Origin of the sequence: Kribbella sancticallisti (assembly GCF_039530625.1) — a bacterium.
Classification (GTDB): domain Bacteria; phylum Actinomycetota; class Actinomycetes; order Propionibacteriales; family Kribbellaceae; genus Kribbella; species Kribbella sancticallisti.
Genome location: NZ_BAAAOS010000019.1, coordinates 330,782 through 355,978 on the forward strand (window position 1 = coordinate 330,782; position 25,197 = coordinate 355,978).

Below are 25,197 nucleotides of genomic sequence, written 5' to 3' on the forward strand. Positions count from 1 at the left end.
CCGGCGGCGCCACGCGGGAGTACACGGGCCCGCGCGGGTGTTGGAACAAAGAGACGCGCGCGAGATTCGGCCGTTCTTGCAAACTGTCGGAGGCCGGACGTAGCATCCCTAGATGTAGTAGTTACAAGCCTGTAAGTCATCCACAGGTAGTGGTTGGTTACGCACAGGTCATACACAAGTTGTCCCCAGCTGATCCACAGATTCATCCCCAGGCGGGGGTGGTCGCTCACGGGAGGAGTGGTCTGCCATGCACTGTCCCTACTGCAGGCACGTGGACTCCCGAGTGGTCGACAGCCGGGTCGCCGAGGACGGCGGAGCGATCCGCCGCCGGCGGCAGTGCCCGGTCTGCGAGAAGCGGTTCACCACCGTCGAGCAGATGCAGCTCACGGTCGTGAAGCGCTCCGGCGCCACCGAGCCGTTCAGCCGGGAAAAAGTGATCCAGGGCGTCGGCAAGGCCTGCAAGGGCCGGCCGGTCGGTGTGGACGCGCTGGCCCGGCTGGGCCAGCAGGTCGAGGACGCGCTGAAGGGCGGCGGCTCGCCGGAGGTGCCCGCGCACGAGGTCGGACTGGCCATTCTCGGTCCGCTGCGCGAGCTCGACGAGGTCGCGTACCTGCGGTTCGCGAGCGTCTACCGGCAGTTCGAGTCCGCCGACGACTTCGAGACGGAGATCGCGCTGCTGCGAGCGGAGAAGGAGCCGGAAGGCACCGAGCCGCCGCGGCAGGAGACGACCCAGACATAAATCGGGGAACCAGCAGTACGCAGTACCAGCAGCACTCAACGGGGCGGTCCCGACAGACCGCGACATTGGACAGGCGAGGAGCCAACATGACAGAGACGGTGACCGGCCACTCGGGGTCGACCAAGAGGTCGACGGCCGGGTTCCGCGGGCGGAAGAACGCGCCCGCGGGACTCACCATCGAGCGCATCTTCACGACCGAGGGTGTTCACCCGTACGACGAGGTGACGTGGGAGCGTCGCGACGTCGTGCAGCAGAACTGGAAGACGGGTGAGACGGTCTTCGAGCAGCGCGGGGTCGAGTTCCCCGACTACTGGAGCGTGAACGCCTCCACGATCGTCACCACCAAGTACTTCCGCGGCGCGGTCGGTCACGACAACCGCGAGTGGAGCCTCAAGCAGTTGCTCGACCGGGTCGTGAAGACCTACCGCAAGGCCGGCGAGGAGCACGGCTACTTCGCCGCCCCGGCCGACGCCGAGGTGTTCGAGCACGAGCTCACCTGGATGCTGCTGCACCAGTACTTCAGCTTCAACTCGCCGGTCTGGTTCAACGTCGGGACCACGTCCCCGCAGCAGGTGTCGGCCTGCTTCATCCTCGCCGTCGACGACTCGATGGACTCGATCCTGAACTGGTACAAGGAGGAGGGCCTGATCTTCAAGGGCGGCTCCGGTGCCGGTCTGAACCTGTCCCGGATCCGGTCCTCGAAGGAGTTGCTGCAGTCCTCCGGCGGCACCGCCTCCGGCCCGGTCAGCTTCATGCGCGGCGCGGACGCGTCGGCCGGCACGATCAAGTCCGGCGGCGCCACCCGGCGCGCGGCCAAGATGGTCGTGCTCGACGTCGACCACCCCGACATCGAGGAGTTCGTCGAGACCAAGATGCGCGAGGAGGACAAGATCCGTGTCCTCCGCGACGCCGGCTACGACATGGACCTCGGCGGCCGCGACATCACCTCGGTGCAGTACCAGAACGCGAACAACTCGGTGCGCGTCACCGACGAGTTCATGCGTGCGGTCGAGGAGAAGGGCGAGTTCGGCCTGCGGGCCCGGATCGACAACTCGATCATCGAGACCGTCGACGCCCGCGAGCTGTTCGACAAGATCAGCCACGCCGCCTGGGCGTGTGCCGACCCGGGCATCCAGTACGACGACACGATCAACGACTGGCACACCACCCCGGAGACGGGCCGGATCACCGCGTCCAACCCGTGCTCGGAGTACATGCACCTGGACAACTCGTCCTGCAACCTGGCGTCGCTGAACCTGATGAAGTTCCTGACCGACGACGACTCCTTCGACTCGGTGAACTTCGTCAAGGCCGTCGAGCTGATCATCACCGCGATGGACATCTCGATCTGCTTCGCCGACTTCCCGACCGAGGCGATCGGCGACACCACCCGCGCGTACCGGCAGCTGGGCATCGGCTACGCGAACCTCGGTGCGTTGCTGATGGCAACGGGCCACGCGTACGACTCCGACGGTGGTCGCGCACTGGCGGGCGCTATCACCTCGCTGATGACCGGTACGTCGTACAAGCGGTCCGCGGAGCTGGCCGGCATCGTCGGCCCGTACGACGGTTTCGAGCGCAACAAGGACGCGCACACCCGGGTGATGCGCAAGCACGCCGCGGCCAACGACGCGATCCGGACCGTGCACGAGATCGACAAGGACGTGCAGAAGCACGCCACCGCCGCCTGGGCAGGCGTGCTGAAGGTCGGCGCGAAGAACGGCTGGCGCAACGCGCAGGCCTCGGTGCTCGCACCGACCGGCACCATCGGCTTCATGATGGACTGTGACACCACCGGTATCGAGCCGGACTTCTCGCTGGTCAAGTTCAAGAAGCTGGTCGGCGGCGGCTCGATGCAGATCGTCAACCAGACGGTGCCGCGGGCGCTGCGTCAGTACGGCTACACCGAGGAGACGATCGAGGCGATCGTCGAGTACATCGCCGAGAACGGCCACGTCGTCGACGCGCCGGGCCTGAAGCCCGAGCACTACGAGATCTTCGACACCGCGATGGGTGAGCGGGCGATCAAGCCGATGGGCCACGTCCGGATGATGGCGGCCGCGCAGCCGTTCCTGTCCGGCGCGATCTCGAAGACGGTCAACCTGCCGGAGACCGCGACGGTCGAGGAGATCGCCGACGTCTACTTCCAGGGCTGGAAGCTCGGCCTGAAGGCGCTGGCCGTCTACCGCGACAACTGCAAGGTCGGTCAGCCGCTGTCGGACTCCAAGGCGAAGAAGGCCGAGGCGTCGACCGAGGCCGCGGCCGAGAAGGTCGTCGAGAAGGTCATCGAGTACCGGCCGACCCGCAAGCGGCTGCCGAAGTCGCGCCCGTCCCGCACCACCTCCTTCAGCGTCGGCGGCGCCGAGGGCTACATGACGGCCGGCTCCTACCCCGACGACGGCCTGGGTGAGGTCTTCCTGAAGATGGGCAAGCAGGGCTCGACCCTGGCCGGGGTGATGGACGCCTTCTCGATCGCGATCTCGATCGCGCTGCAGCATGGTGTGCCGCTGGAGACCTACGTCCAGAAGTTCACCAACCTGAAGTTCGAGCCGGCCGGTCTGACCGACGACCCGGACGTCCGGATGGCGCAGTCGATCATGGACTACATCTTCCGCCGGCTGGCGCTGGACTACCTGCCGTTCGACGACCGCGCCGCCCTGGGCATCTACTCGGCCGACGAGCGCTCCCGCCAACTCGACACCGGCTCCTACGAGCCGGCCCCCGTCGAGATCTCGGAGGCGGAGTCCCTGAAGACCGTCGAGCCGGTGGCGGAGAAGGTCGAGGTCGAAGAGGTCCCGACCGAGGCCGCGGCCGCCAAGCCGCTGTCCTCCGAGGTCCGTACCACCGCCGAGATGTTCGAACTGATCACCGGCACCTCGGTCGACGCGCCGCTCTGCTTCACGTGCGGCACCAAGATGCGCCCGAGCGGCTCCTGCTACGTCTGCGAAGGCTGCGGCAGCACCTCGGGTTGCAGCTGACAACCCCTGGCTGATAGCGCCACGGCCCCCGGGAACTTCCCACCTTCCCCGGGGGCCGCAGCGTGTCAGCTTGCCTATGGCAAGTAGTGGACAGGGTCCGGTTCTGGACAGAGGAACCTGGTCTGCGGCGGCGATCGGGTGCCTAGGATCGCGTCTGACCCAGACCGATTCTTCCGGGAGCCGCCTCATGCCCGTTTCTCTTCGACGTACTTCGGCCGCGCTGGCCGCTGTCGGTGTGTTGACTGCGACGCTGTTGACCAGCACGCCTGCGTCCGCCAATACGCCCGCCAACTGCTACGCCAATCCGTCCAAGGAGTTGCTGAACTCGCGGCTCAGTGCGGCGGTCTACTGCACCGACGGGGAGTGGCTCGGGGTGCACGATGACCAGGCTGACGGGCACAGCGCTCGGGCCGCCATCCAGCTCTACCAGAGCCCGGTCGGCTTCTGGTACGACGCCCACGAGTGCTTCGACGACACCACCACCGCCGACTACCAGGGTTGGTCGTTCTGCAACTTCTCCGTCACCGACGGCACCCTGGTCCGCATCCGCCTCTGGTCCCAGAAGAACGGTGTCGAGTCCTACTCGGTCGTGACCGGCTCCTTCACCACCTGAGCGGGAGTACCGTCGAAGGGTGACGGGGAGTGGTGGTCCCCTGGAGGCCGGCGAGAGGGCGTTGGCCGCGGGGGACTGGTTGGTGGCACGGGACGCGTTCGGCGCGGATGAGAGCGCCGAAGGCCTCTCCGGCCTGGGTACTGCGTACTGGTGGTTGGGCGATGTCCGGGCGGCCTTCTCCTGCTGGGAGCGGGCCTATGCGGACTTCAGCCGCACCGACCCTGCCCAGGCGGTCCAGGTCGCCGTGGGGCTCAGCCTGCTCTACGTGGCGAACGCGGGGAACCGTGCCGTGGCGAGAGGTTGGGCAGCGCGGGCGGTTCGGCTCGCCGAGCCGTTGGACCTTCCGGTGCTCAGGGCCTGGGCGCTGCTGGCCAAGGCAGACACGGAGGACGATCCCGCGCAGGCTGCGGTCTGTGCTGACGAGGCCCACCGGATCGCCCTGGAGGTCGGCGACCACGACTTGGAGCTCTGCGCACTCAGCATGCGCGGCTCGGTGCTGATCGGCCTCGGGCAGGTCGAGGCTGGTACCGCGTTACTGGACGAGGCGATGGCAGGTGCGTTGGGTGGTGAGGGATCGAGCCTGGACACGGTGGTGTTCACCAGTTGCCAGCTGATGCAGTGCTGTGTCCGTGGCGCCGACTTCAGCCGCGTCGTGCAGTGGAGCCACTCGCTGGACGACTTCATCGCGCGCTACGGATGCCCGTATCTCCACGCGGCCTGCCGGGCGTCGTACGGCGCAGTACTGGTGTCCACTGGTGATTGGGCGAGGGCCGAGAATGAGCTGGCTGCTGCAGCGAACCTGGCGCGGGACTCGTTACCCGCAGTACGGGCGGAGGCTGTTGCCTATCTTGCGGATCTCCGCCTCGCCCAGGGGCGAGCGACTGAGGCCCGGCACCTATTGGAAGGCTTTGAGGATCACCTGGTAGTACGGCCTGTACTGGCTGCCGCCTACCTAGCCGCGGGGGAGGCTCCTACCGCAATCTCCTTCGTACTGCGTCAGCTGGATTCCACCGCGGGTCGTTACCCGGAAGAGGCGCGCCTTCGTGAAGTTCTAGGTGACGCGTACCTGGCAACAGGTCAGGTAGACGCAGCAAGGAGCGAGGCGAAACGCCTTGCAGAGCTAGGTAATCGCACCGACAGCCTGCTCATCACAGCGCGCGCCGAACGCCTCCTAGGACGGGCTACTGGCGCTACGGCACTGCTGACCTCCGCGCAGGCGAGGTTCAGCCAGTTGGCCATGCCGCTAGAGGCAGCGCGAACCAGGATGGCCCTAGCACTCGTCATGACTCGAGAGGACCCCGAGCCGGCTGCCGCCGAAGCACGGATCGCCCTGGCGGTCTTCGAGGATCTAGGCGCATCCACAGATGCCAATGCGGCCGCAGCCTGGCTGCGCTCTGCAGGAGCCGCAGCTGCACGAGTCGGCGCCAGGAGCCTCGGCGCACTGACCAAGCGCGAGCAGGACGTGCTCCGCCTCCTAGCGCAAGGCCTGCCGAACCCGGAGATCGCTGAGCGCCTCTACATCAGCCGCCGGACAGTAGAGCACCACGTCGCCAGCCTTCTGGCCAAGCTCGGCCTGCGGAATCGCACGGAGGCTGCAGCCTTCGCTCTGCACGACCAGAAGTAGGCGAGTTCACCGATGCCCGGCGCCCGGTGGCCGGTCGATGCTGGGAGATGACCGACCCGAGGAGCTCACCATGACCGACACAGTCACCCCCGCCTTCGACCAGGCTCGTGCCGATGCGTTCGGCGAGCAAATGAGCGGAGTACTCAACAACGCCACGCTGGCGCTCCTGGTCAGCATCGGCCACCAGGTAGAGCTTTACGAGACCCTGGCCAAGTTGCCAGCCGCAACCAGTCACGAGATTGCCGGCGCAGCGAACCTTCAGGAGCGTTACGTTCGCGAGTGGCTCGGCGCGATGACCACGGCGCGAGTAGTCGAGTACAACGCCGCCGACCGCACCTACCGGCTACCAGCGGAGCACGCAGCGTCGCTCACTCGCGCCGCCGGACCCGGCAACCTCGCCGGAGCCATGCAGTTCATCGCTCTACTCGCAGGAGTCGAGTCCCACCTGGTCGAGTGCTTCCGCAACGGCGGGGGAGTGCCCTACTCGGAGTACACCGAGTTCCACCGGCTGATGGCCGAGGACAGTGGCGCTGTGTTCGATGCCGCGCTGATCGACGGCATCCTCCCGCTCGTACCCGGGCTGCCGGAGCGCCTCCGGAGTGGGATCGAGGTCGCCGATGTCGGCTGCGGGAGCGGGCACGCCGTTAACCTGATCGCCCAGGCGTATCCGCAGAGCCACTGCGTCGGTTACGACTTCTCGGACGAGGGCATCGCCGCGGCTCGCGAGGAGGCGAGCAGGCTCGGCCTGCGGAACGCGGAGTTCGCAGTACGGGATGTCAGTGAGTTGGGGGAGCAGGAACGGTTCGACCTGATCACGGCGTTCGACAGCATCCACGACCAGGCACACCCGGCACAGGTGCTCGCCGGCGTCTCCGCAGCGCTACGGCCGGGCGGGGTGTTCCTGATGGTCGACATCCAGGCGTCGAGCAACCTCGAGGACAACCTCGACAACCCGTTCGCCACGTTCCTCTACGGCATCTCCACCATGCACTGCCTGACCGTCTCCCTGTCCCTGGACGGCGACGGACTCGGCACGGTCTGGGGACAGCAGAAGGCGGAGCAGATGCTCGCCGACGCGGGCTTCACCTCGGTCGAGGTCACCCACGTCGACGAGGATGTGTTCAACGCGTACTACATCGCTACCAAGGCCTAGCTCAGGAGGAAGGTCAGTGGCCGAACTGGTCCGAGTCGGCTGGTGCCTTGCCGGTGCCGTCCAGTGCTGACAGAGCGGTCATCTCCTCAGGGGTGAGTTCGAAATCGAACACTGCGAGGTTCTGCTCGAGCCGCTGGCGGTTGGAGGACTTGGGGATCGGTACTACGTCCTGCTGGACCTCCCAGCGGAGTACTACCTGGCCCGGCGTCTTGTCGTGAGCCTTGGCCGCTGCGGTGACGGTCGGGTGGTCCAGGAGGTCCGTGCCCTTGCCGAGTGGGCTCCAGGCTTCCGTGACGATGCCGTGGGTGGCGTGGAACTCGCGCTCGGTCTGCTTGGTCCAGACCGGGCTCAGTTGGACCTGGTTCACCTCGGGGGCGACGCCGGTCTCGTCGATCAGCCGCTGCAGGTGGGACGGCTTGAAGTTGGAGGTGCCGATCGCGCGGACCAGGCCGGCCTCGCGGAGTTCGATCAGGCCGCGCCAGGCGTCGACGTACCGGTCGTGGTCCGGGTTCGGCCAGTGGATGAGCAGCAGGTCGAGGTAGTCGAGGCCGAGCCTTTCCGCGCTCGCCTCGAATGCCCTCCGCGCGCCCTCGATGCTGTGGAACTCCTTGTTGAACTTGGAGGTGACGAACACGTCCTCGCGCGGTACTCCGGCAGCCTTCAGCCCGCGGCCGACCCCGACCTCGTTGCGGTAGGCCTCGGCAGTGTCGATGAGCCGGTAGCCCACCTCCAGAGCCTGTACTACGGCTTGCTCGACCTCCTGGTCTTTCATCGGCGACGTACCCAGCCCGAGCCGGGGCAGGGCGGTTCCGTTGCTCAGCGTGACGGTCGGTGCCAGTTCGCTCATCGGACATCCTTCGGGTCGGGGCCGCTGCCGCCACCGTATCCGTGGACGGCGGGGCGAAACTGTCCGAGGCCTGGGTCATGATGGGTCGGGGCCTCGGAGGCGGGGACCGGGACTCGGTCGAGGGGTGGGCGATGAAGAACCGTCTGATCACGCTGGTGGACCTCGGCCTGGACAGTTCCTTCGACGCGTCGATGACGTTCGTCCAGGGCATCACGAGCAACATCAACGCCGGCTGGAACAGCCCTGTGATCGACGTGAACTTCGTCCGCACCCGCGACCACGAGACCGCGTTCTCCGCGCTCACCACCCCCTCGACGGTGCTGCACGTGATGGCGCACGGTGACCACAGCGAGGAGCCCTCCTTTCTGTCGACGGACGGCCAGACCCAGGTCTCGCTGACCGCGCTGGCGGACTGGTTCCTCGACCGCTCCTGGGGCATCGCCAGCGGCGTGGTCATCGCCGACGGCTGCAAGACCGGCATCGGCAAGTGGCAACGAGCGATCCGCGACTGCCTCCAGGACGACATCACCTACATCGGCACCAGCACAGTGATCGGCTGGTACGAGGCGACCGTCTTCTGCTCCGCCTTCTACGGCGCCCTGGTCCGCAACCGAGGCCTCGGCAAAAGCCCCGCCGAGCAAGGCTGGGACGCCGCCGACCGAGCCATCCGCGCCTACGAAACCCTCACCGACGCCCGCTGCCCCTATAAGCCCGTCCTCCTCACCCCCTCCCGCCGAGCCCTCCGCTCCCTAGCCGGCTGACCACCCCTGGTACCGGAGTCGGCGGAGAGCCAGGAGCAAGCAGCAGCGCAGAAGGACAAGCCGTCCGGCGAGGGCTGGCCTTCCGGCGAACGCTGAGGTGATGGGTCGGTAGAGCCGGCGCTGGGGACGGGCCGGCCCTACCGGGATTAGTTGTCCAGCCATCGGAGGGTGGTGGCGCCGTTGTGGCCGTGGATGGTGAGGAGGGCGTCTATGCCGTCTTGCCAGACTGTGGTGGTGGGGTAGCGGCCGGACCAGTGGAGGGTGACGGTGCCGTCGGACCATTCGACGCCTTCGGCTACTACGCCGGTGCCGCTCACGCCGGAGACGTCGACGTGGCGGATGAGGTGGAACCGCCGGGGGCCGGGTGGGGACGCGACTTTCAGGTGGCGTCTTCTCGGCCGGAGCATCGTCGCGGGTCTGCCGCTGATCTCGTCCATGCCGACAGTCAACGCCTGGCCGGAGCGCTCGACCATGAACTGGAGCTGTATCCACAGGTCACCGATGATGCACCCACGGCGTCACCTGATCGACGTAATCTGATTGCACAGAGTGATCAAGCTGGGAGCGAGCCGATGACAGTCATCGATCAGTGGACGGGCCACCACGCGCGGGCCCTGCAGTTGGCGATGCGCCTGACGAGCGAGGCGTTCGCCGAGCATCTCGGGATCTCGCCACGCACTGTGGCCAAGTGGCGCAAGCGTCCGGAGATGGTGCCCAGCCCTCAACTGCAGGAGGCGCTGGACACCTCGCTCAACCTTGCGGCTGCTGACGTCCGGACCAGATTCGCGGCCGGCCTGGGAGCATCGCAAGAGGAACCCGGTGGGCCGGGTGCCTTGGACAGCCCGACCGTCGACCAGTTGCATGCCGCGCTGGGTGAGCTCTCCCGCATCCTCGCGACACTCCAACCCGCCGGCCCGAAAGGCCCGCCTTAACCCCAGTACGGCGTACCGTCGGCTGCTCGGATTCTGGAAGGGAGACGGCGGATGCTGCGGCGGGTGGTGACCTCGGCGAGTGTGCGGTCGGTGGGGTATGACGTGGCGAGCGGGACGCTGGAGGTGGAGTACGTCAGCGGCAGCGTCTACCAGTACTACGAGGTGCCGCAGCCGACCTTCGCCGGGCTGATGGCTGCCTCGAGTATCGGGAACTACGTCAACACCAACATCAAGCCGTACTTCGATTTCGCCGAGGTCTGAACCCGGCTGCTACATCGGCTGGATCTCGAAGATCTCCACGGCGAAGCGGCCCTTTCCCTCGGTCAGGAAGGGATGTCCGGTCAGCAGCGCGCGAGCAGCCTCGAGGTCGTCGGCCTCGACGATCGTGTAGCCGTTCTGGTCGCTCGGTTCGCCGGTCGAGCCGTCGTCGCGCACGGACACTCGCGGCGCCAGCGGGTTGCCCTGGTCGACGACCGCCGATGCCGCCTTGCCCATCCAGTCGGTCCACGCCTTCATCTGCGCCTCGCCCTGCTCCGGGGTGAAGTCCTCCATCGGAGTGGCCGGCCCGCGGTACAGGTACAGGAACTTGCTCATGGTCGATCCCTTCTTTCCGCCGATGCCAAGCACCGGCCGGGCCGTCCGGGATGGGCGGTCTCTTGGATGACGAACAGCCGTCGCTGGGATCGACAAGCGAGGCGGGGGTTTTCGCTGCGTCACCTGGGGGCACCAGTTTGTGGATCCACGGGGGTGGACCACTGCCAGGAGGTGCACATGCGCACTCGTAGAGCCTCAACGACCGGTTCTCGCGTCGTCACAGTCATCGTGGTTGTTTGGTTGTTGATCGGTCTCGCCGCGGCAGCGCAGCGGAACTACTTCGCCGGTTCGGACGCCTCGTGTGCCAAGGTGGGCACCATCCTCGTCACGATCGTCGCCGGTCCGCTGAACTACGTCGGAGCGAATCCGAAGATCGACTGCGAAGCGCCACAACCGTCGCGGTGATCGACCAACACGGCTGCGGATGCCACGGCATCCGCAGCCGTGCTTTTGTCTGTTCGCGGCGCCGCAGAGCTTCGGCGCCGCAGAGCTTCGGTGCCGCAGCGCTTCGGTGCGCGGAGTTGCCGGTTGGATCTACAGGTCGTCGGGGGAGATGCCGACGAGGGCAGCGGCTGCGCAGATGTGGATGGGGGTCAGGTCTGCGGGCGATACCGGGGCCTGGAGGAGGGTGCCGCGTTCGAACGGGGTCAGGTTGATGTCGATCCCGTGGGCGCCGGCGACCAGGCCGCGGACGTACGTGAGCCAACCCATCATCGGGATACCTCGGCGGAAGACGCCGGCGGCTGCCGCCAGTTCGGTGTCGGCGATGCTGGCCCATTCGGGTTCCCAGATCGTGACGACGGCGCGTAGTACCTGGGCGAAGCGCTCTGACTGGTTCAGGGCGTCTTCGTCACTCCAGTGCAGAGTGAGCTGATCGGCGACGGTCGTGAGTGTGCCGCCCATGGACAGGTCGAACAGCCAGGGAAGCTCGCCGGTGCTCTGCAGGTGCAGGCGCGTGGTGCTCGAACCGTTCGACAAGACCTTGGTGGTCGCTTCGACCATCTCTTCCAGCGGCGTCGAGGCGTCGGCCTCGAGCACGTGGTATCCCCAGCGCTCGTCCTGCGTCCACAGGTGGACGTCCGGGAAGGCCACGGCGACCGCGGTCAGCGTACGACCGACGCGGAGCGCGCGGTGTTCGACTGATTCGTCGCGGTGAGACCACTGGGCGCGTAGTAGCCAAGATGACATCTCACGCCCTCCGATCGACTGCCGGCTGGACCTGTCCCACGGACGGTACGCCGCTCGATGAGAGGTTGGCCAGAGCTCCGCCTACTCCGTGTGAACAGCTGAAGCGATCTTGAACGCCCCGCTGCTGACACCTCACCGCTCCAGTGTGAAGGAGCAGTAGGTCATGCCTGACCACTGGGGTCGGTTTTCCGCAAGATTCCGCCGGAAATCCACCCGCCACGCGCACCCCGCCCTCCTCAGCCGGCCTCACCGCGGGCATCTTGGGGGTCCTCGGAGGATGCCGAGCCGGCCGCGACTCGTGAAGCAGGCGACGCATCGTCACTGCTGAGGCTGCTTGATGGCTTCCGGCGAGCTGCCTTCTTGATGGGCTTGGCAGAACTCGCCTCTGTGGATGAGTCCGTCGCCGGGGCGCTCGGCTCCGGGTCTGGCGGGGCGTCGAGGGTTGGTGCCAGCTCGAGGGTCGGCGTGGGACCTCGGTAGGAGTCGAGCCAGGTGCGAAGAAGCTCTACTCGATCTGCATAGTCTTCGTTGCCCTTGACGACGGGTGCCTGGTTGTAGGCCATCGTGTCGGAGCTTCGCCGCAGCTTGACGTACAGCCGGGACGACGACAGGGCATACCGCTCCATGTCGTCCTGCAAGGCGCCGATGACGGTGATGTTCCGGTCGCGGCCGATCTGCTCGAACAGGGCGACCGCCTCGCGACGGTGCTGAGAACCCAGGTTCCGGCCGAGCTCGTCGAGGATCAGCAGCAGCGGCCGGTCGCTTCCCCCGGCCAGGGCGGCAGCGCACACCAGCTTGACGGCCTTCTCGTCCATCTGCGCGGTGTTGCCCTTGACGTTGAACGCCGAGAACGGGCCGCCCTCGGACCGGCGCCACTTCGGCGTGACGGTCCACCGCCACGGCTTGTCGGGCTCGGCCGGCGGGTCGGGCTCAGGGTACTCGAGCTTCGCACCATACCCGCCGTACTGCTGGTCGAGTCGGTCGAACTCGGCCGATACCAGCCGGAGCCGCGCTTTGATGCCGTCGGCAAGCGATGCGCGGTGCGCCCGGGCCGTGCTCTCCGCCTCGCCGAGTCCCTCGCGGGCTCGCTCCAACGCTGCGTTCCGCTCAACGCGCTGGTTCGCGATCTGCTGTTGCTGCAGGCTGTCGAACGTCTCGTGCTGCGCCAGGTGGCTCGCCAACGTTCGCTGCAAGGCCGGTACGAGGCTGACGCGCGCGCCCAGCGTCCCGTTCGACCAGCCGTCAGGACCGTTGAGGATCTCCCACAACTCCGACGGGATCTCCTCACGCGACCGTGCGTTCGGGAAGCAACGCCGTACTACGTCGTCCAGTTGCGTGCAGGCCAGGTGATTCCAGTCTGCTGTCGTACGGCGCTGGGCGTCGTCCGGCAAGCCGAGCAGGAACTCCGACGCCTCGTCCGGAGTGGTTCCCCAGGCCGTCGTGCGGGTGACGAGGTCGAGCCCGACCTGCTCCTCCAGCAGCACGAGCCGTCGGCCGGCCAGGTCGTCGAGGATGCGGCCGTGGTCACGCCGGGTCGCCTCGAGGTTCTTCAGGCGCTCGTCCCGGACGAGTTGCTGCCCGGCCGCGGCCTCGGCTGATTCCTTCGCGGCTTGGAGTGCGGGCGCCAGGGTGTCGCGGTCGTCCTCGTGGCGGTCGTTTGCCTCGCGGAGCGCCAGGATCTGCTCCTGGATGTCGGCGGCGGCCCCCAGCGCGCGGGCGGCCGCAGTACGGCGCTCGGCTTGCTCTACTCGGGCGCGGGCCTGCTCCAGAGCGGCGGAAGCGGCCGAGCGAGCTTCGACGGCAGCCTCGAGTCGACGGCGGGCGGCCTCGATCCGAGCAGTGCGCCCGGTGATCGCCTCCTCGAACTGCCCGACGGCGACGACACCAGCGGCGTCGTCGATGATCTCCTTCGCTGACCGCTCGGCGAGAGCCGCGAAGAACGCGTCCAGCTTGAATCGCTTGTCGGCAGAGGCCGGGCCGCCCTTCAGGCGAACAGATCCGGGCCGATTCGCCATGACCAGCAGGAAGCCGGCATAACCGGCGTCAGCCAAGGCCGACGCGGCGAGAGTGGCGTCGTCGACATCGACGACGACAGCCTCGCGATACGGAGCCAGCCGTGGCTCCCACTCGACACGATCGGCCGTAGAAAGCTCGGTGATATCGGTGAGCGCGCCGCACTCGATCCCGGCGTTCTCCAGCACCTGCTGCTGCGGAGCCGAGACCGTCTGACCGCTCTCCGCCTCACGCAGCTCAGCCGTCGCCTGGTCCACGAACGACCGCGCCGCGTGGTCCCGCCCGATGTGCTCCTCGAGCACCGCCCGAGCTTCTTCCTGCTCGTCGGCCGCCGCAGCCAGGTCCCGACCGTCGGCGGAACGCCCGACCTCCAGCAGTCGCCGGTGCTCCTGCCCGAGCCGCTCCAACTGCTCCCGAACCGAACGCTGAGCCAGATCGAGCTCGCGGTCGCGGGCGTCGAGCTTGTCGCGCTCCTGGCGGGTCAGCTGGACGTCGCGCAGCAGGTTCTCCTCGCTGCCGAACGCTTCGATCTCGCTGTCGACGGACTCGCGTTTGGCTTCCTGCTCGGCGATGCGCAGGTCGAGCTCGGCCAGTTCGTGGACGATCTCGGTGTTCCGCGCGTCGCCGTCGACCAGGTGCCGGGCGTTGCGCGCCTGCCAGGACTCGCGGGCCGCGGCCAGCGCCTCCCGGGCCGCACCTCGCTGGAGGATGCCCGCCTCGACGGTGGCCATCTCCTGCTCCCAGCGCAGCAGGTCAGCCGACGCCTGCTTGGTCGCCTCACGCTGGGTGTGCTCGGCGGAGCGATGGGCCTGCTCCTGCTCGAGCTCGTGATCGAGCCCGGTCAGGGTGGCGATCGCGTTGAAGATGCGGGCCGGGCCCAGCTCGTTCAACGGCTCGGCGAGCAGGTTGGCCGTTGGCGATGACCTGACCGACGTTGAGAGGAAGGACACGCAGCGAACCTGGCCGCCGTACAGGACTGTGGAGAGTTTGTTGGCGTGGAAGTCGGTGCGGCCGTTGGAGTGCGGCAGCGCCGCCCAGAGTGCGTCGGCGCCGGCGGCCCGCTCGGCCTCGGTCGACCCGTACGGGACGTGCAGGCCGTTCTTCCAGCGCAGATCCAGGTACGACGCTTTGCGGTTGATCCGGAACCAGACGGTGATCGCGGCGGCCTCGATCTCGGCCAGCTCCGTCAGGTCGGGATCGGAGAAGACGCCGACGATGTAGCCGCGGTCGACGTTGGACCAGCTGCCTTCCTGGCCGGCGGCTTCCGCGGTGAACAGGAGCTCGGCCGCGCCGGGCGCACCGCTCGTCAGGCGCCACTGGTCGTCGGCGTGCAGGAGGGAGAGCGCGGCGATCCAGGAGGACTTGCCGGCGCCGTTCGAGTCGACCGGGCCCTGGCCCGCGACCGTGACGAGACCCTGGCCGACCATCGGGATCGGGTGGGTCGACAGCCGGGACAGGTCGACGACCTGAACGCCGAGCAGCACCTTCGAGCCGAGGATGTCGAACGGTCCGTCCTCAACGGGACTGCTCATGCCGCTCCTTCTTCAGTGGTGATGCCTTTGCGGGCGCGGATGGCTTCCGCGATGGGACTGGATGGGGCGGCTGCGAGGATCAGTTGGTCCTGCAGCCTTCGTCGTGCGGCCGGGGTGAGGCGTTGGAGTTGTGGGCCGGGGATGTAGCTCGGTCCGCCGGAGTGGTCGCCGGACAGCTGGATCAGGCCGGCGGCGCGGAGTCGCTGCAGCGCGAGTCGCCGCTCCTCGCTGCTGATCCTGGTGGTCCGGAGCTCGTCGACCGTGGTCGGGCGGGCGGACTTCCAGCTGTCGCCGGTCAGAATCCCTTCACTGCGGGGGATTGCGACCGAGTGCACGAGGACGAGGACGAGTACTGCGCGGTCGACGACCGAGAGTGGTTGCCAGCCTTGCGCGGTGAGGGTTTCGGCGATGTCGTCGGCGTAACCGGCTGTCCAGTGGGTGCCGTCGACGTGCACGAGGGTGCGGCCGATCAGCTTCAGCATTTTGCCGACCTGGCGGCGGAGGGTGACGTCACGGAGTCCGGCTAGTTGGACTTCGGCAACTGGATGCGCTGCGTACTGCACGGCGCTGAAGGCAGCCAGTACTTCGTCCCGGCTGCGGTCGCTGAGGTCCTGCAACAGAGCATCGAACAAGGCGTGCTGCTCGGTCATGCGCCCTCCTCCGCCGCAGACGAAGTGCCTGAATGAGAGCTGTCTGCGGAGGGGAGGGGGTCGGGGGTGGGCTCAGGGGCGGGAGGTGCAGCTAGTACTGCGGGTGGTGGGTCCGGGAGGATTCTGCAGAGTTCTCTCAGGCCTGTTAGTTGGGTAGGGCCCCAGGTGATGGTGCGGGGGCCTAGGCGGACCTCGCCTGCCTTTTCGTTCCAGAGGAGCCAGCCGGTGGCGTGGAGGCGGCGGAGACTGCCGATGATGAGGGTTAGGTCGCTGGACTGCTCGGGGCGACCTCGGAGGCCGGCGTAGACAGCCTTGATTTGTGCCAGGGTGCCGACGACGCCGGGCCAAGTGGGGCCGCTTCGGTCGGGCCAGCAGCAGGTTACGCAGATTGCGAGGACTCGGGCGGTCTCGTTCGGCTGCTCGACGGCGACCGGGGGAGTACCCAGCTCTTCCAGTACTGCGTGTCCGGCGCCGTCCGGGAGGGTCGGGAGCATCCAGATGGTCTGGCCGTCGGGCTCCGCCGCGCGGGTCAGGCCGGCGACGGCAGGGGTGTCAGGCGACACCTGCAACGGCCCGGCGGACTGCACCTTCGCCCACCACAACGCGTTATAGCTTCGCCCGCTGTCCACGGCGCCGTTGTTACCGCGTCCGCTGTCCGCGACCTCCGGGGACGTCATCGCGTCACCCGCCGGAACGAACCATGCGTCGCCCACGGAGTCCCGGCCGACGGATCGATCCGCATCCCGTCCTCCCAGATCAGCTCATAGTCGAGCTCGTCGTGCAGATGGGCGGCGGTCAGCTCAGCGAGCACCCGGCGCGCGGTGATCCAGTCGCCCGCGTCGTCCACCACGTCGACGATGCTCACGCTGTCCCGCCCGGCCAGAATCCGCTCCGCCTGCGCGCGCAGATCCTCCCGATCCGTCGCAGCAGCGGACTCAGGCGCGTCCGTCTCGGAGGAAGGCCGAGGCGGCGCCATTCGCGCAGTACCGGTTCGGCGGCCCGACTCGACCGCCTCCAGCATCCCCTCGGGAGTGAACTCCGGCGCGGCCGCGTCGAAGAGCAGACCGTCAAGCACACCAGCCAGTACTTCGGTATCGCTGCCGCGGGTGAACGTCAGCCACGTCTCGATCGGCAGCAACCCCAGCGCCCGCGTAGTACCGGCTCTTTCCACCAGTCGCCCGGCGGCGAGCTGGACAGCATCGGCATACGCGGCCAAAGACATCCGCAGCTGCGTGCACGCCTGGTGCAGCGTCGGCCAGCGGTCGAGCACGATGCGGTGCACCTTCTCGGCCTGCTCGATCAGCCGCTCGTTGCCCCAGGCGAGCTGCGCGTTCTCCCGCAGTTGCGTGGTGGTGCTGGTGGAAACCAGGATGGAAAGTTCGTTCCCGAGCAGCCGGAACACCTTCGTCAGCCGCTCGACCGACGCCTGCCCCTGCTCGGCGACGGCCCGCGGGTCGCTCACGCTGTGTGCTTCGAGGGTGAGCAGTTGGTGCAGCTCGGCCTGACCGCCCTGCACCGACATCCGCTTGAGGAACATCAGCATCACGTACGGCGCGAAGGCGGCTCGGTGGCGCAACTCGTTCGGCCGGTCCACCAGTTTCGTGATCGCGCCGTACTGCCGCAGCACCTCGAACCGGCGGACGATCACGTCGTGCGGGTAGCCACGGCAGGCGAGGGTGGCCTGCTCGACGGTCAGCCCGTCGCTGCCCGCCTCGGCGAACGCGTCGAGGATCGCCTGGTCGGCGTCGAGCAGTTCGGGGTCGACGATCATCGCGCCGGCCTCGCGGGCGAGCACGGCGAAGACCTGACGGTAGACGCGCAGTACGGCCGCTTCGGCCTCCGCGTCCAGCAACGTCGCATCCATCGCGCATCTCCTCCCGTGGTCCGGCCGCCCCGGGAGACGGCCAGAGACCGGACTTTATCGACCGCCACCGGCGGATCGAAATCGGGCCGTCACCAACCTGTGGACAACTCGCGGGAGCGGCGGCTCAGTCCTGGGAGCGGCGCCGGAAGGCGGCCAGTGCCAGCGGAGCGAAGATCACGGTGAAGATGATCGACCACCCGATGGAGGCGGCGACCGGGTGCTGCAGCGGCCATTGAGCGTCGGCAGGCGCGGCCGGGCCGTTGCCCCACAGGTCACGGCACGCCGCCGTCAGTGCGGAGACCGGGTTCCACTCGGCGATCACCCGCAGCCAGGTGGGCATGTTCTCCGGCGGCGCGAACGTGTTGGCGACGAAGGTGAGCGGGAACATCACGGTGAACATGAAGCCGTTGACCGCCTCCACCGAGCGCATCAGCGAGCCGACCCAGATGCCCAGCCAGATCATCGAGAAGCCGAAGAGCAGCAGCACCAGATAGGCCAGCGCCGCGTTCGCGACGCCCTCGCGGATCCGCCAGCCGACCAGGAGGCCGGTCAGTCCCATCACCACGATGCCGATGCTGGAGTGGATCAGGCTGGAGATGCTGCGCCCGACCAGCACCGAGGCCCGCGAGATCGGCAATGACTTGAACCGGTCGACGATGCCCTTCTCCAGGTCGCTGGTGAGCCCGAGCGCCACCACCGCGGAGGAGAAGACCATCGTCTGCGCCATGATGCCGGGCAGCAGGAACTCGCGGTACGACGTGCCGGGCACGTTGATCGAACCGCCGAAGACGTAGGCGAACAGCAGCACGAACATCACCGGCTGGATCGTCACGTCCAGCAGCATCTCCGGCATCCGCCGGATGTGCAGGAGGTTGCGCCACACGACCGTCAGGGACTGTTGCAGCAAGGTGCGCTGGTGGATCGGCGGACGGGCGGCGACGGCCGTGGCGGTCATCGGAGGGCCTCCTTCTCGGTGCTGGTCAGCGCCTCGTCCAGTTCGTCGGTCTCCTCGGCGCGGTGACCGGTCAGATGCAGGAAGACGTCGTCGAGACTCGGTCTCTTCAGGCCCAGGTCGTCGATGTCGATACCGCTGTCGGTGAAGACCCCGGCGATCCGGGTCATGTCGGCGAGACCGGTCGCGGGTGCGGTGAGGCGCCGGCTCACCTCCTCGACGTGGACTTCGCTCGCGTGCCCGCGCAGCAGTTCCGCGGCGCGCTGGAGGTCGGCCGGAGACGAGACCGTGACGACCACGCTCGCCCGGCCCGCCTCATCCTTGAGCTGCGTCGGCGTTCCGGCCGCGATCACCTTGCCCTTGTCGATCACCACGATCTCGTCGGCCAGGTGGTCGGCTTCTTCCAGGTACTGCGTCGTCAGCAGCAGGGTGGTCCCGTCCTTGACCAGTCCGCGCAACACCTCCCACAGGTCCGCCCGGCTCCGGGGATCGAGTCCGGTGGTCGGCTCGTCGAGGAACAACACCGGTGGCGAGGCGACCAGGCTGACCGCCAGGTCCAGTCGTCGCCTCATCCCGCCCGAGTAGGTCTTCGCCACCCGGTCGGCCGCGTCGGTCAGCAGGAACCGCTCGAGCAGTTCGTCGGCCAGTTTGCGCAGGTACTTGGTCGGCAACCCGTAGAGCCTGCCGATCAGCCGGATGTTCTCCCGGCCGGTCAGCAGTTCGTCGATGGTGGCGGACTGGCCGGTCAGTCCCATGCTGCGGCGCACGGCCGCAGGCTCTTTGAGGACGTCGTAGCCGGCAACCCGGCCGGTCCCGCTGGTCGGCACGCTGAGCGTGGTCAGCATCCGCACGGTGGTCGTCTTGCCGGCCCCGTTCGGACCGAGCAGGCCCAGCACCGTCCCTTCCGGGACGACGAAACTGACGCCGTCGACCGCTCGATTCGTGCCGAATTGCTTGACGAGATCAACCGCTTCCACCGCAGGACCAGTAGCCATCCGCCCACAGTAGAACGCGCCACCGACAAGTCCAGCGAAAAAAAGCGGATGACGGCCGGGTGGGCGCTGTCTACCATCCGAACCATGATGAGACTGCTCGGCTAGTGCGTCCTCGAACGCTCTAGCCGACCCCAGCAGCTGTACCGGTGCGGGCGACCCAGGCGGTCGTCCCCGGACAGCTTGCTGTTCTCATTCACCGGAGTCACCCATGGCACCGTCCTATCTCGATGCCTTGCCGATCGGCACGCAGCACCCGCGAGCCCGCGCGCTGCTCGCCGTTCGCAAGGATTCCGTTCCCAGTCGGATCCTGGTCGAGGGCAACTGGGAGCACAGCCAGCTCCTCACCACCCCGACGACCATCGACACTCTGTACTACTGCCCTGAAGCAGCACCCGACCCCAGTACTGCGGAACGCGCCGCCGCGCGCGCTCATGAGGTCTACCGGATCTCACCGAAGCTGTTCGCCCGGGTTGCCCGCAAAAGCAGGTCGGACGGACTCCTCTCCATCGCGCGACTTCCCGTCTGGAAGCCGGACCGATTCCGGTTCGACGACTCGTCGCTGGTCCTGGTCGCCGACGGAGTCGAGTACGCCGGCAACCTCGGCACGCTGATTCGTACGGTCGACGCGGCTCGCGCGGACTGCCTCGTGCTGACCAGTCGACGGGCCCGGCTCAACCACCCGACCGTGTACGCCGCCAGCCGTGGCATGGTCCTCACCACCCCGGTTCTCGAGTTCGACGACATCGCCGGAGCTGCCGCGTGGTTGCGCCGGCACAACTTTGAAGTACACCTCGCTGATCCCGACGCCACCGGGAGCTACCGCGTACCGAAGTACAGGGGTGGGCCGACGGCGTTCGTGGTCGGCTCGGAGGGGCGTGGGCTCGACTGCCGGTGGTTCGAGCAGGGGTTCGGGGCTGTCTCGATTCCGATGCTCGGGCAGGCGGACTCGCTCAATGTCGCGTTGTCCGCCGGGATCCTGCTCTTCGAGGCCCGGGCCCGCAAGGACGGGTGGTGAGAGTACAAAGGAAGTTGATGCTGTACGCCGATCGTGAGGACGCGGGACGCCGGCTCGCCGAGGAGTTGCGAGGCCGGGTGACGTCGGACGCCGTGATCCTCGGGCTGCCGCGCGGCGGAGTACCGGTCGCGGCGGAGGTGGCCGCTCAGCTCGGTGCGCGGCTCGACGTGATCATCGTGCGCAAGCTCGGCCTGCCGAGCCAGCCGGAACTGGGCCTCGGCGCCGTGGGGGAGAACGGCGTCCGGGTGATCAACCAGTCGCTCGTCGACTCGACCGGTATCAGTGCGGACGAGTTGGCCGCGATCGAACAACGAGAGCGGGCCGAGGTCACGCTGCGGGCCCGGCGGTTCCGGGTGGACCGCCCGGCCGTCGCGCTCGCCGGCCATCCGGTCGTTCTGGTCGACGACGGGATCGCGACCGGTTCGACGATGCTGGCGGCGTGCCTGGTCGCGCGTGCCCGGGAGGCCGAGCGCGTGGTCGTCGCCGTACCGGTCGCGGCGCGGGCCGGGTTGTCGCGGGTCCGGGCCGTGGCGGACGAGGTCGTCTGCCCGCACACACCGAGGCTCTTCGTCGGCGTCGGGCAGTGGTACCACGACTTCCGGCAGACCACCGATCAGGAAGTGATCGCTGTTCTGGCCCAGTGACTCAGCGCGGGGCGGCGGTCGAACCGCGTTCGATCAGCCGGACATCCAGCGTGATCGGATCCGCCGGATGTTCCTTCCCCTCGACCGTGCCGAGCAATAGCCGGACCGCGATCGCCGCCTTCTGCGGGATGTCCTGCGCGATCGTCGTCAGCTTCGGCGTCACGTAAGCGCTGAGGTCGAGATCGTCGAACCCGAGCACGGAAACGTCGCCGGGCACGGAGTACCCGCTATCGGCCAGACCTTCCATGATCCCGATCGCCAGGATGTCGGCGGTCGCGAACACCGCCGTCGCGTCCGGGTGCTCGGTCATCAGCCGGCCGCCGAGCTCGCGCCCGCTGGCATGTGTCGTGGTCGCGGTGACCAGCCGCTCGCGCCACCGCAGACCCGCTTCGGCGAAGGCGGCCTGGAACCCCTCGAACCGCTGGTGCACCACACCGACCTCGGAGAAGGACGGTCCGGCGAAGACGATCTCACGATGGCCGAGCTCGAGCAGATGCCGAGCGGCCAGCAGCGCACCCGTGTAGTCGTCGGACCGTACGCCGGTGGTCAGTGGGTTCGCCGAGTAGCTGTCGATCGCGAGCAGCGACACCTTGCCGACCGTGCGCGGCGTGAGCCGATCGATCTCCTCGTCCAGGAATCCCAGCAGGACGGCGCCGTCCAGGCTCCACGACTGCAGCGCCTCGGCGACCTCGGCCGGCTCGGCGATCCCGCGCAGCAGCAGGTGATAGCCGCCCTTGCGCAGCTCGCGCTCGATCTGGCCGACGATCGCCACGTTGTGCGGGCTGATCATCAGGCTGTCCTCGTCGGCGGCCGGCACCAGCAGCCCGATCAGCCGGGACGACTTGGCGGCCAGGCTGCGGGCGGACGCGCTGGGCACGTAGCCGCGCTCGGCGACGATCCGCTGGATCCGCTCGATCGTCTCCGGCGAGACCCGGGCGCGCTTGCCGTTCACCACGTTCGAGACCGTCATCATGCTGACCCCGGCCTCGTCGGCGATGTCCTTCAGCGTGACCCGCACAGGAGCTCCTCTCGATCGTCCGCGGCCAGGATACGAGCCCGCTGATCCATTGACAGCACCTTTCGGGGACCTCTACGGTCCCTCCAAGGTGGAGCGCTAAACCTACCATGAATGAACGGAGTCCGGGTGAGCACAGAGCAGTGGTGGCGGGACGCGGTGATCTACCAGATCTACCCGCGCAGCTTCGCCGACGGGAACGGCGACGGCACCGGCGACCTGGCCGGCGTGCGGTCGAGACTGCCCTACCTCAGCAGCCTCGGCATCGACGCCATCTGGTTCACCCCGTGGTACCTGTCGCCGCTGGCCGACGGCGGGTACGACGTGGCCGACTACCGGGTGATCGACCCGGTCTTCGGCACCGTGGAGGAGGCCGAACAGTTGATCGCCGACGCGGCCGCACTCGGGATTCGCACGATCATCGACGTCGTCCCGAACCACGTGTCCAGCGAGCACGAGTGGTTCCAGGCCGCGCTGACAGCCGGTCCGGGATCACCCGAGCGGGAGCGGTTCTGGTTCCGCGGTGGCGAGGAGCCGCCGACGAACTGGGTCTCCAGCTTCTCCGGCCAGACCTGGACCAGGACGAAGAACCCGGACGGTACGCCGGGCGAGTGGTACCTGCACCTGTTCACCCCCGAACAACCCGACCTCAACTGGAACCACCCCGACGTACGGCGGGAGCACGAGGAGATCCTGCGGTTCTGGTTCGACCGTGGAGTGGCCGGGATCCGGATCGACTCGGCGACCATGCCCGTCAAGGACCCGGCGTTCCCGTCGTACGAGGAGAGCGCCGACCACCCGTACGTCGACCGGGACGAGTTGCACGACATCTACCGCGCGTGGCGAGCGGTGGCGGACTCGTACGAGGAGCCGCGGGTGCTCGTCGGGGAGATCTGGCTCGCCGATCCGGTCCGGTTCGCCCGCTATCTCAGGCCCGACGAGATGCACACCGCGTTCAACTTCGACCTGATGTCCCGGCCCTGGGACGCGGCCGAGTTGCGTGCGTCGATCCAGGCGACGCTGGCCGCGCACGAGCCGGTCAACGCACCGCCGACCTGGGTGCTGTCCAACCACGACGTGACCAGGCCGGCTACTCGGTACGGGCGGGAGGACAGCTCGTTCGCCTTCGACAGCAAGCGGTTCGGCGTCCCCACCGACCTGGACAAGGCGCAGCGCAGGTCGCGCGCGGCAGCACTGCTGACCGCGGCGCTGCCCGGCTCGCTCTACATCTACCAAGGCGACGAGCTCGGCCTGCCCGAGGTCGAGGATCTACCGCTCGCCGCGCTGCAGGACCCGATCTTCCACCGCTCCGAAGGCGCCGATCCCGGCCGGGACGGCTGCCGAGTACCGTTGCCCTGGACAACGACCGGTCCGAGCTTCGGGTTCAACTCGCAGGGTTTCACGCCGTGGCTGCCGCAGCCCGCCGGCTGGGGCAGGCACTCGGTCGAGGCGCAGGAGCGCGACCCGGACTCGATGCTCGCGCTCTACCGGTCCGCGCTCACCCTGCGCGGACGACTGGCCGGTGAGCTGTCCTGGCACCAGCTGAACACCGACGACGTGATCGCCTTCCAGCGGGGCGAGGTGCTCTGCCTGGTGAACCTGGGCGACGAGCCGGTCGCGTTACCGCGGTACGCCTCTGTTCTTCTCGCCAGCTCCGCCCTTGCTGGTGACCGTCTACCCACTGACACAGCCGTCTGGCTGACCACGAACTCGTAGGAGAACCATGAAGTCCATTACGCCCATCGCCCTCGTGGTCGCCCTCGCGGCTGGTCTGACAGCTTGTTCGGACGACAGCCCCACCGCCGCAGCGCCGGACGGCCCGGTCACGGTGAAGGTCGCCCGGGACCCCGGTCTCGACAAGGACGCGATCGCCGCCTTCGACGCCCGGGTCGCGCAGTTCGAGAAGGACAACCCGATGATCGACGTGGTGCCGCAGGAGTACAACTGGACGGCGACCACGTTCACCGCCCAACTGGCCGGCGGAACCCTGCCGGACGTCTTCACCGTGCCGTTCACGGACGGGCGCGGGCTGATCGAGCGCAAACAGATCGCCGACATCAGCGGTCAGGTCGAGGCGCTGCCCTACGGCAAGCAGTTCAGCGAGACCGTCGCGAAGGCGGGCCAAGCGGCCGACGGCAAGCTGTGGGCGGTCCCGATCGCCGCGTACGGGCAGGCGCTGCACTACAACCGCACCTTGTTCGCGCAGGCGGGGCTCAACCCTGATCAGCCGCCGGCCACCTGGGACGAGGTGCGATCAGCCGCCAAGCAGATCGCCGAGAAGACCGGGAATGCGGGCTATGCCCAGTTGACCACCGGCAACACCGGCGGCTGGATCCTCACCACGCTTGACTACGCCTTCGGCGGCCGGACCGAGAAGCTCGAGGGCGACACGGCGACGGCCGAGATCGACTCACCGCAGATGACCGAAGTACTGCAGCGGTTGAAGGCCATGCGCTGGGACGACAACAGCATGGGATCGAACTTCCTCTATGACTGGGCCGGGATCAACCAGGCGTTCGCTGCCGGGCAGATCGGCATGTACGTCTCCGGTGGCGGCAACTACGGCTCGCTGTTCACCCAGAACGCGCTCAAGCCCGCAGACTACGGCGTGACGGTCATTCCGCTCGCCGACAACGCCGACGCCGGAGTACTGGGTGGCGGCACGCTGGCGACGGTCAGTGCCAAGGCCGACGACAGTGTGAAGTCAGCGGCGGTCAAGTGGATCGACTTCTTCTACCTGAAGAAGCTGGCTGACAAGGACGCCGCAGTACTGGATGCGAAGACCAAGGCAGCCTCCAAGCAACCCGTCGGTGCGCCGGAACTGCCGGTGTTCGACAAGGCGACCTACGACAAGTCGCTGGGGTGGGTGGCCGACTACGTGAACGTGCCGCTGGCCCAGATGAAGCCCTACACCGACAAGATGTTCGACCAGCAGTTGGTCAACGAGCCGACCAAGTCCACCCAGGAGGTCTACAAGATCCTGGACCCGGTGGTGCAGTCCGTACTGACCAACAAGAACGCAGACATCGCCGACCTGCTCAAGAAGGCCGACGCGGAGGCCCAGGCCCTCCTCGACCGGAAGTAGCCC

Annotated in this window: 24 protein-coding genes; 13 read left to right on the plus strand and 11 right to left on the minus strand. The window is 67.8% G+C overall.

Features of this window, described 5'->3' with window-relative positions; translation table 11 throughout:
* Positions 1–247: 247 nt before the first annotated feature.
* The 5 genes from nrdR to ABD255_RS15940 all read left to right on the plus strand — a co-directional run bounded on the left by nrdR (position 248) and on the right by ABD255_RS15940 (position 7,107).
* On the plus strand, positions 248–739 hold the full coding sequence (gene nrdR / locus ABD255_RS15920; protein WP_344214463.1) for a transcriptional regulator NrdR: 492 nt from the start codon (positions 248–250) through the stop codon (positions 737–739).
* Positions 740–825: 86 nt separating this feature from the next.
* Positions 826–3,717 (plus strand): vitamin B12-dependent ribonucleotide reductase, encoded by a 2,892-nt coding sequence (locus ABD255_RS15925; protein WP_344214465.1) that lies wholly within the window; start codon positions 826–828, stop codon positions 3,715–3,717.
* 187 nt (positions 3,718–3,904) lie between these two features.
* On the plus strand, positions 3,905–4,330 hold the full coding sequence (locus ABD255_RS15930) for a hypothetical protein (protein WP_344214467.1): 426 nt from the start codon (positions 3,905–3,907) through the stop codon (positions 4,328–4,330).
* A gap of 19 nt (positions 4,331–4,349) precedes the next feature.
* Positions 4,350–5,954, plus strand: a complete 1,605-nt coding sequence (locus tag ABD255_RS15935; RefSeq protein WP_344214469.1) for a helix-turn-helix transcriptional regulator — start codon at positions 4,350–4,352, stop codon at positions 5,952–5,954.
* A 70-nt stretch (positions 5,955–6,024) separates the two neighbouring features.
* Positions 6,025–7,107, plus strand: coding sequence for a methyltransferase domain-containing protein (locus ABD255_RS15940; protein ID WP_344214471.1), 1,083 nt, complete (start codon positions 6,025–6,027; stop codon positions 7,105–7,107).
* A gap of 13 nt (positions 7,108–7,120) precedes the next feature.
* Here ABD255_RS15940 and ABD255_RS15945 read toward each other — a convergent pair whose 3' ends face one another.
* Positions 7,121–7,954: an aldo/keto reductase gene (locus ABD255_RS15945; protein WP_344214473.1), complete on the minus strand. Its 834-nt coding sequence runs from the start codon at positions 7,952–7,954 to the stop codon at positions 7,121–7,123.
* Positions 7,955–8,085: 131 nt separating this feature from the next.
* On the opposite strand from ABD255_RS15945, the gene ABD255_RS15950 reads away from it, so the two are divergent.
* Entirely contained in the window at positions 8,086–8,715 is a 630-nt protein-coding gene (locus ABD255_RS15950) for a hypothetical protein (protein WP_344214475.1), read from the plus strand.
* Between the two features lie 146 nt (positions 8,716–8,861).
* Here the strand turns inward: ABD255_RS15950 and ABD255_RS15955 are convergent, their stop codons facing one another.
* Positions 8,862–9,188: a hypothetical protein gene (locus tag ABD255_RS15955; protein ID WP_344214477.1), complete on the minus strand. Its 327-nt coding sequence runs from the start codon at positions 9,186–9,188 to the stop codon at positions 8,862–8,864.
* Between the two features lie 99 nt (positions 9,189–9,287).
* Here ABD255_RS15955 and ABD255_RS15960 point away from each other — a divergent pair, with 99 nt between their 5' ends.
* Complete coding sequence (locus ABD255_RS15960; RefSeq protein WP_344214479.1) at positions 9,288–9,647, plus strand: helix-turn-helix domain-containing protein; 360 nt, start codon at positions 9,288–9,290, stop codon at positions 9,645–9,647.
* 51 nt (positions 9,648–9,698) lie between these two features.
* Positions 9,699–9,908, plus strand: coding sequence for a KTSC domain-containing protein (locus ABD255_RS15965; RefSeq protein WP_344214481.1), 210 nt, complete (start codon positions 9,699–9,701; stop codon positions 9,906–9,908).
* A gap of 9 nt (positions 9,909–9,917) precedes the next feature.
* Here ABD255_RS15965 and ABD255_RS15970 read toward each other — a convergent pair whose 3' ends face one another.
* Entirely contained in the window at positions 9,918–10,241 is a 324-nt protein-coding gene (locus ABD255_RS15970) for a YciI family protein (protein ID WP_344214483.1), read from the minus strand.
* Positions 10,242–10,418: 177 nt separating this feature from the next.
* Here ABD255_RS15970 and ABD255_RS15975 point away from each other — a divergent pair, with 177 nt between their 5' ends.
* Entirely contained in the window at positions 10,419–10,646 is a 228-nt protein-coding gene (locus tag ABD255_RS15975) for a hypothetical protein (RefSeq protein WP_344214485.1), read from the plus strand.
* A 129-nt stretch (positions 10,647–10,775) separates the two neighbouring features.
* On the opposite strand, the gene ABD255_RS15980 is transcribed toward ABD255_RS15975, so the two are convergent.
* The 7 genes from ABD255_RS15980 to ABD255_RS16010 all read right to left on the minus strand — a co-directional run bounded on the left by ABD255_RS15980 (position 10,776) and on the right by ABD255_RS16010 (position 19,435).
* The gene (locus ABD255_RS15980) at positions 10,776–11,429 is read right to left on the minus strand and encodes a hypothetical protein (RefSeq protein WP_344214487.1); all 654 of its coding nucleotides are present in this window, start codon (positions 11,427–11,429) and stop codon (positions 10,776–10,778) included.
* Between the two features lie 236 nt (positions 11,430–11,665).
* Positions 11,666–14,974, minus strand: a complete 3,309-nt coding sequence (locus tag ABD255_RS15985) for a coiled-coil domain-containing protein (protein WP_344214489.1) — start codon at positions 14,972–14,974, stop codon at positions 11,666–11,668.
* Positions 14,971–15,624 carry a hypothetical protein gene (locus tag ABD255_RS15990; RefSeq protein ID WP_344214491.1) on the minus strand — a complete coding sequence of 218 codons (654 nt, stop codon included), beginning with the start codon at positions 15,622–15,624 and terminating at the stop codon, positions 14,971–14,973. Before ABD255_RS15990 ends, ABD255_RS15985 begins: the two co-directional genes overlap by 4 nt.
* Positions 15,621–16,301 (minus strand): hypothetical protein, encoded by a 681-nt coding sequence (locus ABD255_RS15995; RefSeq protein ID WP_344214493.1) that lies wholly within the window; start codon positions 16,299–16,301, stop codon positions 15,621–15,623. The genes ABD255_RS15990 and ABD255_RS15995 overlap by 4 nt, the downstream gene beginning before the upstream one ends.
* Positions 16,298–17,488, minus strand: coding sequence for a hypothetical protein (locus ABD255_RS16000; protein ID WP_344214495.1), 1,191 nt, complete (start codon positions 17,486–17,488; stop codon positions 16,298–16,300). The genes ABD255_RS15995 and ABD255_RS16000 overlap by 4 nt, the downstream gene beginning before the upstream one ends.
* A 124-nt stretch (positions 17,489–17,612) precedes the next feature.
* Positions 17,613–18,443, minus strand: a complete 831-nt coding sequence (locus ABD255_RS16005) for an ABC transporter permease (protein WP_344214497.1) — start codon at positions 18,441–18,443, stop codon at positions 17,613–17,615.
* Positions 18,440–19,435 (minus strand): ATP-binding cassette domain-containing protein, encoded by a 996-nt coding sequence (locus tag ABD255_RS16010; protein ID WP_344214499.1) that lies wholly within the window; start codon positions 19,433–19,435, stop codon positions 18,440–18,442. Before ABD255_RS16010 ends, ABD255_RS16005 begins: the two co-directional genes overlap by 4 nt.
* 208 nt (positions 19,436–19,643) lie before the next feature.
* Between ABD255_RS16010 and ABD255_RS16015 the strand changes: the two genes are divergently transcribed.
* Together ABD255_RS16015 and ABD255_RS16020 are read left to right on the plus strand one after the other, a co-directional pair.
* Positions 19,644–20,450 (plus strand): TrmH family RNA methyltransferase, encoded by an 807-nt coding sequence (locus ABD255_RS16015; RefSeq protein WP_344214501.1) that lies wholly within the window; start codon positions 19,644–19,646, stop codon positions 20,448–20,450.
* Positions 20,447–21,094 (plus strand): phosphoribosyltransferase, encoded by a 648-nt coding sequence (locus ABD255_RS16020; protein ID WP_344214503.1) that lies wholly within the window; start codon positions 20,447–20,449, stop codon positions 21,092–21,094. The genes ABD255_RS16015 and ABD255_RS16020 overlap by 4 nt, the downstream gene beginning before the upstream one ends.
* Before the next feature lies 1 nt (position 21,095).
* On the opposite strand, the gene ABD255_RS16025 is transcribed toward ABD255_RS16020, so the two are convergent.
* Positions 21,096–22,112, minus strand: coding sequence for a LacI family DNA-binding transcriptional regulator (locus tag ABD255_RS16025; RefSeq protein ID WP_344214505.1), 1,017 nt, complete (start codon positions 22,110–22,112; stop codon positions 21,096–21,098).
* A gap of 111 nt (positions 22,113–22,223) precedes the next feature.
* On the opposite strand from ABD255_RS16025, the gene ABD255_RS16030 reads away from it, so the two are divergent.
* Positions 22,224–23,825 (plus strand): glycoside hydrolase family 13 protein, encoded by a 1,602-nt coding sequence (locus ABD255_RS16030; protein WP_344214507.1) that lies wholly within the window; start codon positions 22,224–22,226, stop codon positions 23,823–23,825.
* A 7-nt stretch (positions 23,826–23,832) separates the two neighbouring features.
* On the plus strand, positions 23,833–25,194 hold the full coding sequence (locus ABD255_RS16035; RefSeq protein WP_344214509.1) for an ABC transporter substrate-binding protein: 1,362 nt from the start codon (positions 23,833–23,835) through the stop codon (positions 25,192–25,194).
* The last annotated feature ends 3 nt before the right edge of the window (positions 25,195–25,197 follow it).